The 12,483-nt window shown below is 46.2% G+C and carries 9 protein-coding genes; 3 read left to right on the top strand and 6 right to left on the bottom strand.

All coding sequences use genetic code 11. From position 1 onward, the window contains the following. The first annotated feature begins 12 nt into the window (after positions 1–12). Both QNM19_RS09115 and QNM19_RS09120 read left to right on the top strand, forming a co-directional pair. A complete protein-coding gene (locus QNM19_RS09115; protein WP_284026614.1) occupies positions 13–1,584 on the top strand; it encodes a cation:proton antiporter domain-containing protein in 1,572 nt (523 codons plus the stop codon). Positions 1,585–1,868: 284 nt separating this feature from the next. Further along, positions 1,869–2,153 (top strand): hypothetical protein, encoded by a 285-nt coding sequence (locus tag QNM19_RS09120; protein WP_049863992.1) that lies wholly within the window; start codon positions 1,869–1,871, stop codon positions 2,151–2,153. A gap of 56 nt (positions 2,154–2,209) precedes the next feature. Here the strand turns inward: QNM19_RS09120 and QNM19_RS09125 are convergent, their stop codons facing one another. From QNM19_RS09125 to ilvY, 6 genes are all read right to left on the bottom strand, one after another. After that, positions 2,210–3,187: a sterol desaturase family protein gene (locus QNM19_RS09125; RefSeq protein WP_049863989.1), complete on the bottom strand. Its 978-nt coding sequence runs from the start codon at positions 3,185–3,187 to the stop codon at positions 2,210–2,212. A 108-nt stretch (positions 3,188–3,295) separates the two neighbouring features. Next, entirely contained in the window at positions 3,296–5,524 is a 2,229-nt protein-coding gene (locus tag QNM19_RS09130) for a TonB-dependent receptor family protein (protein ID WP_284026691.1), read from the bottom strand. Between the two features lie 10 nt (positions 5,525–5,534). Further along, positions 5,535–6,983: an imelysin family protein gene (locus QNM19_RS09135; RefSeq protein ID WP_049863991.1), complete on the bottom strand. Its 1,449-nt coding sequence runs from the start codon at positions 6,981–6,983 to the stop codon at positions 5,535–5,537. Between the two features lie 85 nt (positions 6,984–7,068). Beyond that, complete coding sequence (locus QNM19_RS09140) at positions 7,069–8,889, bottom strand: DUF4856 domain-containing protein (protein WP_284026615.1); 1,821 nt, start codon at positions 8,887–8,889, stop codon at positions 7,069–7,071. A 333-nt stretch (positions 8,890–9,222) separates the two neighbouring features. Continuing rightward, complete coding sequence (locus tag QNM19_RS09145) at positions 9,223–9,921, bottom strand: winged helix-turn-helix domain-containing protein (RefSeq protein WP_049866339.1); 699 nt, start codon at positions 9,919–9,921, stop codon at positions 9,223–9,225. A 62-nt stretch (positions 9,922–9,983) separates the two neighbouring features. Further along, positions 9,984–10,874: an HTH-type transcriptional activator IlvY gene (gene ilvY / locus QNM19_RS09150; protein WP_049866338.1), complete on the bottom strand. Its 891-nt coding sequence runs from the start codon at positions 10,872–10,874 to the stop codon at positions 9,984–9,986. A gap of 128 nt (positions 10,875–11,002) precedes the next feature. Here ilvY and ilvC point away from each other — a divergent pair, with 128 nt between their 5' ends. Then, positions 11,003–12,475, top strand: coding sequence for a ketol-acid reductoisomerase (ilvC, locus tag QNM19_RS09155; protein ID WP_284026616.1), 1,473 nt, complete (start codon positions 11,003–11,005; stop codon positions 12,473–12,475). The last annotated feature ends 8 nt before the right edge of the window (positions 12,476–12,483 follow it).

Raw genomic sequence — 12,483 nt, forward strand, 5'->3', positions numbered from 1 at the left:
GACTGAATCACTATGGAATTACTGTACTTTGCCGTTGCCTTTGCCTGTGGCTTTTCTGTCTACCAACTTAAACTCCCGCCTTTAATTGGCTTTTTGCTGGCGGGTTTTGTGCTCAATCTGTTAGGCCACAGCAGTACCGACTTACTCACCCAACTGGCCGACTTGGGTGTCACACTATTACTGTTCAGTATTGGTTTAAAACTGAAGGTTTCGAATTTGATTAAACCTCAGGTTTGGGCGCCCGCCAGCTTACACTTAGTCACCAGCATTGCCTTCTTCGCCTCCCTGTTATTGATGTTGGGTGCGTTTGGTTTACCTTTATTTGTCGACTTGTCTTGGCAAAGTGCCTGTCTGGTTGGGTTTGCGTTCAGTTTTTCGAGTACCGTATTTGCAGTTAAAGTACTGGAAGAGCGAGGCGAGATGGCCAGCCTGCATGGTAAAATTTCCATTGGGATCCTGGTTATGCAGGATATTTTTGCAGTGATCTTCCTCGCTATTAGCACAGGAAAATCTCCCAACATATGGGCGCTTGCTCTGCTGGTTGGACTGCCACTGTTACGACCGCTGCTATTCTGGGTACTCAACCGCTCAAAGCACGGCGAACTCTTACCCTTGTTCGGGTTTTTCTTTGCACTTGTGCTCGGTTACCACGGATTCGAGTTAGCTGGTCTGAAAGGTGATTTGGGCGCCCTGATCATAGGCATGTTGTTTGCGCCACATAAAAAAGCTGGCGAGCTATCCAAAGCTTTGCTGAATGTTAAAGATATCTTATTGGTTGGCTTTTTCCTCAACATCGGATTGAATGCCAATATCTCACTCGAAGCCGTGTTGATTGCCGTGTTACTTGCCGTCGTGCTGCCAGTTAAAGTCTTTATTTATTATCTTTATACCAATATGTTCAGACTGCGTGCCCGGACGTCGCTACTCAGCGCATTTACACTGTCAAACTACAGTGAATTTGGTCTGATCGTATGTGCTGTCGCTGCCAGCAGTGGCATGATCACCGCCGACTGGCTCGCTGTGGTTGCATTGGCTGTCTCAGTTACATTTGTGCTGGCCACACCGCTCAACAAGAAAGCCAATGAAATCTACGTGAAGCTGGAACCCCTGCTGGTTAAATTCGAGAGTGATAAGCGGCTCGAAGAAGAGTTACCTGTTAACCTGACCGACACACGCATCGTGATTTTTGGCATGGGACGTATTGGCACAGGTGCTTATGAGACCATTCATGCCTCTTATCCGGGCTCAGTCGCAGGGGTCGACATCAAGCCCGAAGTCGTCGAGAAGCATATTAGTCTGGAACGTCGGGTACTACTGGCAGATGCAACGGACCCTGATTTCTGGCAACGCGTCAATCACTCCAATGTTGCTATGGTTATGCTGGCAATGCCAAAACATATGCAGAATATTTACGCGCTGGAGCAGCTAAAAGCGTCAGGCTTTTCAGGTCAGGTAACTGCTATCGCCAACTACCCGGATCAGCAAAAAGAACTTGAAGATTTAGGCGTACATTCCACTTATAACTTCTACCTGGAGGCCGGTAGCGGCTTCGCAGAACACGTTAAAGAAAAATTATTTTCATAGACTAAAAAATAATTCTCAGTATCGATAGGGGTACTGAGAATTATTTCTAATTCCGCATCATATAGTTACATCTAGACGTCTAAAAATCAGGCACATAACTCTGACGGTTTTGTAACTCTACGATTTACAAAGCTTTACATCATCGTTGGTAATTGCCCCTCAATTCGAAGTACACTGAGCTCAGTAGGTTGGTTGCACTAATCTATTTTCTCAATTTAAATCTTATACTTATACCCCTCAATCAGGAACATTGAGTGGGGACCATATTATTCGAGAGGGCAAGCATGTTAAAAAATAAATCGGCTTCTTACTTTCCTGCAGCGGTGGATGATGCAAGTGCAGGCCCGCTCGCAAAATTGCAAGCGCAGTTGGATGCTATTCAAGATTCAGGAATGACAGCGTTGACAATTAGGGACATTCTTTTTCACAAAATGCTGGACATGCATGCGGTCCCTAAAGAACACTTTTTACGCGATCAGGCAACCCCTGACAGATTAGACGACCCAGCGATTATTGAACAACTAAACGCGCTGGGATTCTACCGCACCTCGCCAAATCAGGTGCACTAAGTCTCAATTTATGGGAGCCTACTCTCCCTTATAGGCTGGCAATGCCCGTCGCCAGCCTATTTCTCTTCTCTCACATCGCCACGCGCTTTTTTAGACAACACGCTAAACCACGCTTCTCGCAACGGTTTCAGGTATATGGCGCTCAAGCTATCATGGCCAGCATCATAACGCCCTACACCGATTTCAATATTGCTCACTGCTGATGCGCGGATCAAACTTCTGCCCATTCTGTCCCATATGGCCAGTGCCGAGCCCAGGTTAGTATCAAAATGAGCCGGATCTGCACTATGATGGATCTGATGTTGTGCCGGACTAATAAACCAGTTTTCTATCTTGTCTCCCCAACTGAACCAGATGTGTGAATGTCTCAGGTTTGAGCCAAAAATGTTGAATAGAAAGACAAAAGCATTCGCACCTAAGATATCAAACATACTCAGCGCCGTACCGAAGACAAAGTAGCCCAGCCCAACCACAATCCCCTGCGTCAAAGCCATTCGACATGCATACAAATAACTTTCAACCGGGTGGGAGCGATAAATGGTGAATGGGGTCAGCACTTTTGCAGAATGATGCACCTTATGAAATTCCCAAAGAAACGGGATTTTATGTAACGCCAGATGTAACAGATAGCGAGTAAAATCATCGACCAGAAACAACATCAGTGTAAACAGAAAAATCACCACGGAATCATCCCAGGCCAAATGCAGAGGTGTCCCAAATAGCCATTCGAGACCATCAGAGACTGCAATCGCAACCGGCACCATAGTTAATACAATAGGTGCAAAGGTCAGGGCTTTGATCAGTTTGTTGACGACAAATAAGCCATAATCCAGCTTCGCACTGTCAGACAGCCACACATCGCGTGGGAACAGAAACCCCAGGAAACCTTTAAGCGAACGAGGGCCTTGTAGTTTGGTGTAAACCAGACCAGCCATCACCACTGCACTCAGCAGGTACAGCCAATAAATGCGTTTATTTGCATCCAGTAAATAACCGGGCAAAGATAACAAGCTTTGCCAGAGTGTTTCGATCATAAAGTGGACTGACTCCTGTAAAAAAGGCCACTGATGAGTGGCCCTGTTAGTATACATAATTATGTCAGATACACAGCAGATTGTGCATCTGACATTGACTTATTCAGATTAGAATGAGTACTTATAACCCAATGTAAACTGGCGAGGTTTGCCTGGTCGAGCCCCATAAGGACGACGACTTACAATCTTGGTCTCATCCAGCAGGTTATCAACTTTAGCGTAGACCTGACCATATTTGCCCAGCTCATAGACCGCTGACAGATCAACGGTTGTGATCGCTGACACCTCTTTGCCTTCAAGCACCAGATCATAGCTACCATTTGGCGCATTTGGATCTGTGCTGCTATCCCAGCTTCGTCCAGCCGCTTCAGACATAGAGCCAACATACTTGACAGCAAGCGATACACGCCAGTCCGGAGCCGACACACCAATGTTAAAGCTGGCCTGATGCTCGGGCAGGTATGGCAGCTCGTCACCGCTTTTCACATGACCCCATTGGGCAAAATTAGTGTATCGATCGTTTTTGAATTCACCTTTGGTATAGGTGTAAACAAACCCGTAAGGAATATCAATTTGCAAGTTTAGAGGGTAACGCTGACTAAACTGGGCTTCCAGACCATATACATGTGCTTCACCGCCGTTGAACTCTTTGCCGACTTCCAACGCACCACAGTTAGACTGACCGCAACTTTCTTTCAAATTACTGTAATCATTGAAAAAGCTCACTACTTCAAGCTGCGTTACCCCATCATTAAAACGGCCGCCGAATTCATAGTTGGTGCTCTTCTCGATTTCGATGTCAACCGATTGCTGCGGCGACGCTGGAGAGAAACCCTGATGAACGCCAAACAAAATACCGGAGTCTTCCGACAACTGATAGAAGCCACTCATACCCGGTAACCAGATCCGTGTGGTTTTGTCCTGCCAGTCATCCGCATTAACGGTATCCTGATACGCCATATCCATCAGCTCACCACGTATACCCAGGCCAAGAGTCAGGGCATCTATGGTGACCTTGTCCTCAAGATAGACAGACCAGGCCTTGGTATTTTCGGTGTTCTGAGAGGTATAAACCTTATCCAGGCCCAGATTAAACGCACTGCCATCTTTCATCCCGTAGGTTTCTTTAAAGTGCTTACGCTCGATCTCGTCTTCATGAAAACGCACACCAAATGACAAGGTATTGTCATAGCCTGCCAATTTAAACTTAGCTGTGCCATCTACCTGCATACCTTGTGAGAAATATTCTCTGTCATTCGTCCCCATACTAAGGAAGTTTGGTCGCCCACTAAATGGGATCGAATCTTCTACCCCACTTAATACATGGTACAAACGTTGATACTCTTCATCTTGCGGATTTGCCAGTATCTCAGGCAATGTTGCTTCTGTATTGGTCACTCCATCCAGCTTAAGCCAGGCACGTTCATAGTCATTACGATAAACACGCGATGTTAAACTCACATCCTGATACTTCAGATGGTGGGAGAACATCACCTGACTGTGCTTAGTATCCATGTTGTCTGGCTGAGATGCTGCATAACGACGATAAGGCGTGGCATCAAAATCCGCATCTGTCAGGCCAAGATACGTTTCATTAGAAAGCTCGTCAGCATAACTGAGCTTAAGTCCGAACGTGTGCTCAAACTCCCCTTGTTGCAGCTTATAGTTGAACTTTGCCAGCAGGTCATTTTTCTCGAATCCGGTATCTGTACCACCATCCAGGTCTTTAAACCCATCCGCTTGCAGATTCACCCCTTCGAGTAAAAACCCAACATTGTTCACTACAGATCCAAAATACGCATGCGCTTTGGTATATCCGTCACTGCCCATGGCAAGATCAATGGCCCCTTCCGAAAACTCAGGTACAGCACGAGTCACCAGGTTCAGTGCACCAGCGACAGACTGTGGCCCATGTTTGATAGCAGCAGGGCCTTTAAAGACCTCAACGGCTGTCATCCTCGTTGTCACAGGGAAATAATATGCAGCTGGTGCTGAATAAGGTGCCGGGCCAATCAACACACCATCTTCCATAATGGTGATTTTCTTACTTCGTTCTGGTGTTACACCACGAAAGCCGATGTTAGGGCGCAAGCCATAGCCATCTTCCTCACGGATATTCACTCCCGGTACTGACGCTAGAATACGATGGATATCATCATACTCAAACTCCGCTAATTGCTCCTCACTTAACAGTGTCGCAGAGCCCGCTTCTGTGCGAAGTTTATCGTAATGACTCAGGATCTGAATATGCTCCATGTCGTCACTTTTTACGTCATCATTTGCCAGTGCCTGAGGCGCAGCCAGCGCAACGGCAATGGCCAACATAGATCTCTTCATCATAGGTCCTTTAGTCATTGTCACCTGCCGATGTTTTTGGAAGTTCAAGTGCCAACTTTTGGATAAAATCATTCTTTAGTTGATCTGTAACATCCTTCACTTTGTCATGCGTATTCTGCACGCCAGCGACATTCTCTTCCAGAGATTGCTGTAAACTGTCATCAAGTGCGCCAGTTGCCGCCTTAGCGCTTGCGATACCAGCCAACATAACCTCTTTGGTCTGGCTGGCATTTTGCTCATCCAGGAAATCATCAAAGCCTGTTGTGTCTTCACTGTCTGTGCCCTGACCCAAGAAAATCTGCTCAAAAGCAGCTATGTTGGCCTGAATATTCTCTACAGAATGCTTGGCAAAACGAGACTCAACGGCTTCAGGACACACATCAATGCCACACTGGTTAGCAAACATGCCTAATGGCGTGGCAAGCTTATAATCTTTCAACTCTTCAGTCATATAAAACAAGGCATCTGAGATATGATTAACAGCCTGAGTAACGGACGTAAACTCACTGCCTGATTCACCCGCCTTTTTCAGCTTAGCAGCATAACCCTGGTCTCCCGCCCACTCGAACATCAAACGTTCAGACGTCGTCTTAAGATCACCAGAAACTTCCACTGCATATTGACAACGCATCGTACGTCGCTGCTGTTCACTTAACGTATTCCATTGAGCCAAAACTTGTCCACTGGCCGCAGTTGAACAGCTATGATTGAGATCATTGTTGAACAGTAAATATTCGAGCGCATCCAAGCCGCGACGCTTGTCACTGCGCTTGCTAATGTCGTAAGGAACACCGTTAATGTCACCTTGCGCAAAATAAGCCACATCCTGATCGACATTACAATAGTTGGTATCCGGCCAGGAATAGATGTCTTTACGTAGTGCTTTATCATCTTCCAAAAGCGGACCGACGATCATTAACTCGGCATGCTGCCAGCTCACCATCGTCTCTTTCCAGCTATTCTGCGCAGCCAGCTTTGCTTCATCTCTTGCTGTTTTTGCCGCATCATCATTCAATGTCGGATCAAACACAGTTTCCAGATCGCAATATGCCCGTATCACATCAGGCTGAGCACTTGCTTTACTAGCAAACTGTTGAAAGGTCGGAGTAAATACATTATCAGTCAGGTTAGCAATCAGTTTTTTTTGACTGAAACTTGTCTGATTATTGTCATCACCAGAATTAGGGTTATCACCCGTCGAATCCTGGTTATCACCTGATGAATCCTGGTTGTCGTTTGACGAATCCTGGTTGTCGTTTGACGAATCCTGATTGTCGTTTGACGAATCCTGGTTGTCGTTTGACGAATCCTGATTGTCATTGCTCGAGTCTTGGTTATCGCCCTGGTTAGCTGCTTGTTTATAACCTGGACCCGCAGAGCTCGATGTGCTCTCACCACACCCGCTTAATGCCAACCCAATGGCTACAGCCAATAAAAGAGGTCTGGATTGTATTTTCATTGTCTGCCTCAAATGAATAGTCTAGATACACAAAAGGCTAGCAAAACCTGCTAACCTTTTGACAGTTCAAAGAATGGTTTATAACTTACCAGTTAGCAACATTCTCTGCATCAAAGCCGTATACTTCCTGAAGGATGTCACGTGCTTTTTGCAAATCTTCCTTATAAGTCGGAATAGCATCAGCTGTTATAGCAGGCTGTGTGCCCATGAAGTCATGCATTTCCTCGAATTTACCGATATTGCTTTCAGTGTAGAAAGGTGAATGTCGATTAAACTGGAAATTCAGTGCAAAGCCTTTCATTTCAGACCAGTGCTTAGCTAACGTCGCAAAATCTGAAGGCTCGTATTGTTCACCGTCATAATCATCTGCATGTGTTCCTGCCAGCTCTGACGCTAGACGGTCCAGGTCTTTTTGAGTGTCGTTGATATAGTGAACAACAGTAGCAGCAATCGCTTTCTCCCACGCAAGTAACGCATCTTTCGCGTGACCTTGCAGCGTTTCCATTTGCGTTTCGCTCAATGCACCTTCAGTTGAATTAATCAACTTACGACCATTGTAAAATGCTTCAAACGCTTCTTTCGTCAGGTCCGTTGGTTTTGCGTTATCCACAGTACCGCGGTCACGCTTAGCTGCGTTAGTCGAGTTACCGAAGTTATACTCTGAGTTAAAGTCAATTTTACCGTCAGCATTGGCATCGTTGTACCCAGCACTAAAGCCATCACGTCCGCCTTTACCGGCAATCTCGTCATCCGAGTAGTTCATGTAATTACGCGCCGCGCCGAAGTAGCCAAAACCTTCGTCCCATTGGTGCTCAAGATTGGTGTAAGTCTTGCCCTCAACAGCTTCCGTATTGTCAGTCAGCAAGCCTTTCCCTTCTGTATTATAGTCCAGATAATCATCTGCTGACTGAGAGAAAGCCAATGCGCCATACAAGAACTTTTGGATCATCTGATTCAGATCGACACCGGTTTCAGTGACGTAAATAGTCTCGATTTCTCGACCAGTTGAATCTGATGGAGCTTCAGACTGAGCACGTTCCGCCAACTGAGCAAACAACTGTCTTACAACTAACTCAGGAATGGGTGTCTCACCATCTGCAGCAATCGCTGTCCAGCCTGCAAAGCTGCCATCTTCTTTCCAGTCTTTGTGCTGACCTTTGGCATCATTGCCTGCCACTTTGCCGTTCAGATCTTTATGAGACGAAATATCTGTCAATTTAGTCTGTGCAGCGGGATCTGTCACAACGGTAAGGTCACGCTCTCCCCAGATGCCTTCAAAATCTTCTTCAGAAACCGCATAAAATTTATCCAGCTCGGTCAAAATGGCGTCTTTGCCTTGTTTTGAATCGGTGACAAACTGCTCACTTTTGATGTAATTGAATAATTCTTTGATTAAAATGTGACGCGCAATCTGGCCTGAGTAAGCAACACTAGATTCACCCTCTGCAAAGCGGCTGATGAAGTCATAGTCCATTTCGTCTAATACTTTGAACTTTACGTCAAAGCTCTTTTCGTTATCGCCGCCGTCTTTCACTGTCACACTAACAGTTACTTCTTGCTCAAGTTCATAGTTCAGGTGCTCACCAGCTTTTAGCTTGAGAACGCCCTCTTCAGTCACTTCAAAGCGATCATCAGATACACTGACATACTCATGCTTGTCGTCGTCGCTGTCGGTTACGAGCAATGTACCAATCTCTACCGCAACCATGTTTTCAGTCACAGTGACTTCGGTTGCGTCTGCATCCTTACTTTTCAGAGTAACAGCGGTTGGCGCTGCATTTGTCGGTTGATCAGGTGTCTGACCATTATTGATATTGTTGTCATTTGAGCTTGAACCACCACATGCGGTCAAACCTAAAGTAGCAACTAAAATAGAAGTAGCAAGCAGAGATTTTTTGAAAATCATTGAGCATTCCTTAATAAAGCAATGTTAAAAATTATTCTTAGTCGCGTTAAGTATACACCGCTTTAAATAGCAATCAATTCTATTTACGTTGCTAAATACACGATTTAGATCAAGGAATGCGCAATTTCACTCTACATGTAAAACAGACAGGGACCGTTTATACGAATATAATGTGGGGCTATGCAATTGATTTGTATAGACTACTAAATCAAAAATGTCACTAAAGCAGAAGAGGAAACAGAAGGGATATACAAACGAGAGCGAATGGATAGTTCGAATAATTGGAACTATCCAATGTGGAAATTTCACCAAATTATGAGCTAAGCGTTAAGGTTACCAGGCATCTTTTACAAACAAATAACCTTTGCGCCAAACCGTTTTGATTTTTTCTGCGCCGACAGCAGTATCCCCCAGCTTTCTGCGCAAACAAGATACACGCACATCTACGGTTCGACTATTCGCCTGGTAATGCTGTCCAACCACCTTTTTATATATGTCTTCGCGACTAACAACGTCAGGGGCGCGAGAAGCCAACAGCCAGAGCAGCTCAAACTCATGACTGGTCAAGCTAACCGGTTGCTTTTTCAGTGAAACACTGCGCTCATGCAAATTCAGGTAAAGCTGACCAAAATGAAGCTCATTTGGCGTTTCGGCATGCATGGCCGATGTGGCCGGGTGTCTACGTGCCAAAGCATCTAGCCGGGCACGCCATAGCCGAGGTTTGGCCATACAAGGAATAACGTCATCCGCACCCAGCTCCAACATCAGGCTCTGCAAGTCTTCGTTATCCTCATCAAGTGATACCATCAGGGGCGCATCGAAACAGGTTTTGAGCGTATTGATAGTATCGTACCGCGCACTGGTCGCCAGAGCCTGACCAATCACAATGCTGTCTACCTGTTGAGCCGGACCCCCTTTGCGGGTTGCCTCATGAATATTCATAAACCGCATGACATAACCATGCTGCTGCAATGCCTCAAAAGGTGCGATGCTGTGTCCTTTTTCATCTTGTGCAATTAATACCGTTGACACGAAAAAGCCTCGTTCAAACTAACTATGCTGGCTAGTCTAGTGACCCTAGCTGAACAACCGCTTTACGCAGCAAACAATCGCGCCGCAACCTGAAATAAGGCACTGACAACCGGGTCCTGCAAGCGTTTCTTTTTACATACCAGGCCAATTTCAATCTCTTCGCTTTGCAACCCCAACGTTTGCACCTGGTTTCTAAACGGGCTCTGTTCCAATACGACCTCGGGTACATAAGCAATGCCAAAACCCAGGCTGGTCAAGGCAACCATGGCTTCATGACCGGAGACATGTGCATAGATCTTTGGCTGGAGTGCTTTTTTCTTGAAAAACACATCAAGGCGGTCCTTCAAGACGCCGTGCTCGGGCACAATAAAAGGCACTTGCTGCCAGGGCAACTCTCCGCGGTGCTGCTCCAGCAGCTCACTCAAAGGGCATTTCATCGTTGGCGCAATAAACAACAGCCGCGAGCGACCAATACTGAGGTACTCCAGTCCCTGAGGCAGGTTACGAGGCCGAACGGCAACGGCAACATCAACCACCTCTCCTTGTACCTGAGAGATAGAGTTTGCAGGATCGCCAGTCAACAAATTGAGTTCAACCTGAGGGAAATCCTGTCGGTAACGCGCAAATAAATCATAAATAAAACTGTAAGAAGCCGTCACAGAGCAAAACAGACTCAGTTCACCACTAAGCGGCTTGTCTTCATCCAGACATTCACTTTTAAACTGCCGCCAGCTTGCCAGCGTAGCCTGTGCATAATGAATAAAAGCCTGCCCTTGTGATGTCAGAGCGACACTGCGATTGTCCCGGATAAATAACGGCGCACCAACCTCTTCCTCCAGTTGTTTTATTTGCCGACTCAGCGTCGGGGGGCTGATGTAGCAGCGCTCGCTGGCGCGGGAAAAATGTAACGTATCCGCCAGCGCCAGAAAGTACTTTAATTGTTTATGGTCCATCTTGTTATCACTTAGTGCGTTTCACAATGTGAAATACAATAGTTTAAATATATCATTTTACGCAACTTAAACTTATTACTAGTCTAGAACCTAACTCATAATGTTAGAACATTCAGACAGGACAAATCATGGCGAACTATTTCAATTCACTGCCACTACGTGAGCAACTGGCCCAACTGGCGCAATGCCATTTCATGGACCCCAAAGAATTTGAGGACGGCGTTAACGTCCTGCTTGGTAAAAAGCTGGTTATCATTGGGTGTGGCGCTCAGGGCCTGAACCAGGGTCTGAACTTACGCGATTCAGGGTTAGATGTCAGCTATGCGCTGCGTCAGTCTGCCATTGATGAAAAGCGTCAGTCTTTTAAAAATGCCAGCGAAAATGGCTTTGAAGTGGGTACCTACGAAACCTTAATCCCACAAGCTGATCTGGTTCTTAACCTGACCCCCGACAAGCAACACACCGCGGTTGTTGAAGCAGTGATGCCACTGATGAAACACGGGGCTACCCTCGCCTACTCCCATGGCTTTAATATCGTTGAAGAAGGGATGCAGGTGCGTGAGGACATTACCGTTATCATGGTGGCACCTAAGTGTCCTGGCACCGAGGTTCGGGAAGAATACAAGCGTGGCTTTGGCGTACCGACCTTAATTGCAGTGCACCCGGAAAATGACCCTCAAGGTCATGGTTTGGCTCAGGCTAAGGCCTATGCAGCAGGGACTGGTGGACACAAAGCCGGTGTGCTTCACTCATCCTTCATCGCCGAAGTGAAGTCTGATTTGATGGGCGAACAGACCATATTGTGCGGTATGCTGCAAACCGGGTCATTGTTATGTTTTGATAAAATGGTCGAGCAAGGTATTGAAGCGGGTTATGCCTCAAAACTTATCCAGTACGGTTGGGAAGTGATCACAGAAGCACTTAAACACGGTGGTATCACCAATATGATGGACCGCCTGTCCAACCCAGCCAAAATCAAGGCGTTTGGTTTAAGTGAAGAGCTTAAAACACTCATGCGACCTCTTTACAACAAACATATGGACGACATCATCAGTGGTGAGTTTTCTCAGGGTATGATGGCGGACTGGCACGAAGACGATGCCAAGCTGCTTAGCTGGCGCGCTGAAACCGCAGAAACCGCGTTCGAGAAACAGCCAAACTGTGAACAAGAAATTACCGAGCAAGCATTTTTTGACAACGGTATTTTGATGGTCGCTATGGTTAAAGCTGGTGTAGAGCTTGCGTTTGAAACAATGACCGCTGCGGGCATCATCGAAGAGTCTGCCTATTACGAGTCCTTGCATGAGACGCCGTTAATCGCCAATACAATAGCCCGTAAAAAGCTGTTCGAAATGAACCGTACAATCTCAGACACGGCAGAATACGGCTGTTATTTATACAACCATGCCTGTTTACCGTTACTCAAACCATTTATGGAGAAAATCGGTACAGATGTCATTGGCAAAGGGTTATCACTTGACAGCAATGAAGTAGACAACCAGGCGCTGATCGAGGTCAACGCGGCAATCCGTAATCATCCGGTTGAAGTAGTTGGTAACACCTTGCGTGGCTACATGTCTGCCATGAAGAAAATAATCTAACCATTTGA

The organism is Pseudoalteromonas ardens (genome assembly GCF_030125445.1).
Taxonomy (GTDB): Bacteria; Pseudomonadota; Gammaproteobacteria; order Enterobacterales; family Alteromonadaceae; genus Pseudoalteromonas; species Pseudoalteromonas ardens.

Bases quoted from the DNA above. Each gene is read 5' to 3' on its own strand.
- ilvC (WP_284026616.1), top strand. From the start codon at position 11,003: ATGGCGAACTATTTCAATTCACTGCCACTACGTGAGCAACTGGCCCAA.
- QNM19_RS09140 (WP_284026615.1), bottom strand. From the start codon at position 8,889: ATGATTTTCAAAAAATCTCTGCTTGCTACTTCTATTTTAGTTGCTACT.
- QNM19_RS09125 (WP_049863989.1), bottom strand. From the start codon at position 3,187: ATGATCGAAACACTCTGGCAAAGCTTGTTATCTTTGCCCGGTTATTTA.
- QNM19_RS09130 (WP_284026691.1), bottom strand. From the start codon at position 5,524: ATGAAGAGATCTATGTTGGCCATTGCCGTTGCGCTGGCTGCGCCTCAG.
- QNM19_RS09135 (WP_049863991.1), bottom strand. From the start codon at position 6,983: ATGAAAATACAATCCAGACCTCTTTTATTGGCTGTAGCCATTGGGTTG.
- QNM19_RS09115 (WP_284026614.1), top strand. From the start codon at position 13: ATGGAATTACTGTACTTTGCCGTTGCCTTTGCCTGTGGCTTTTCTGTC.
- QNM19_RS09120 (WP_049863992.1), top strand. From the start codon at position 1,869: ATGTTAAAAAATAAATCGGCTTCTTACTTTCCTGCAGCGGTGGATGAT.
- ilvY (WP_049866338.1), bottom strand. From the start codon at position 10,874: ATGGACCATAAACAATTAAAGTACTTTCTGGCGCTGGCGGATACGTTA.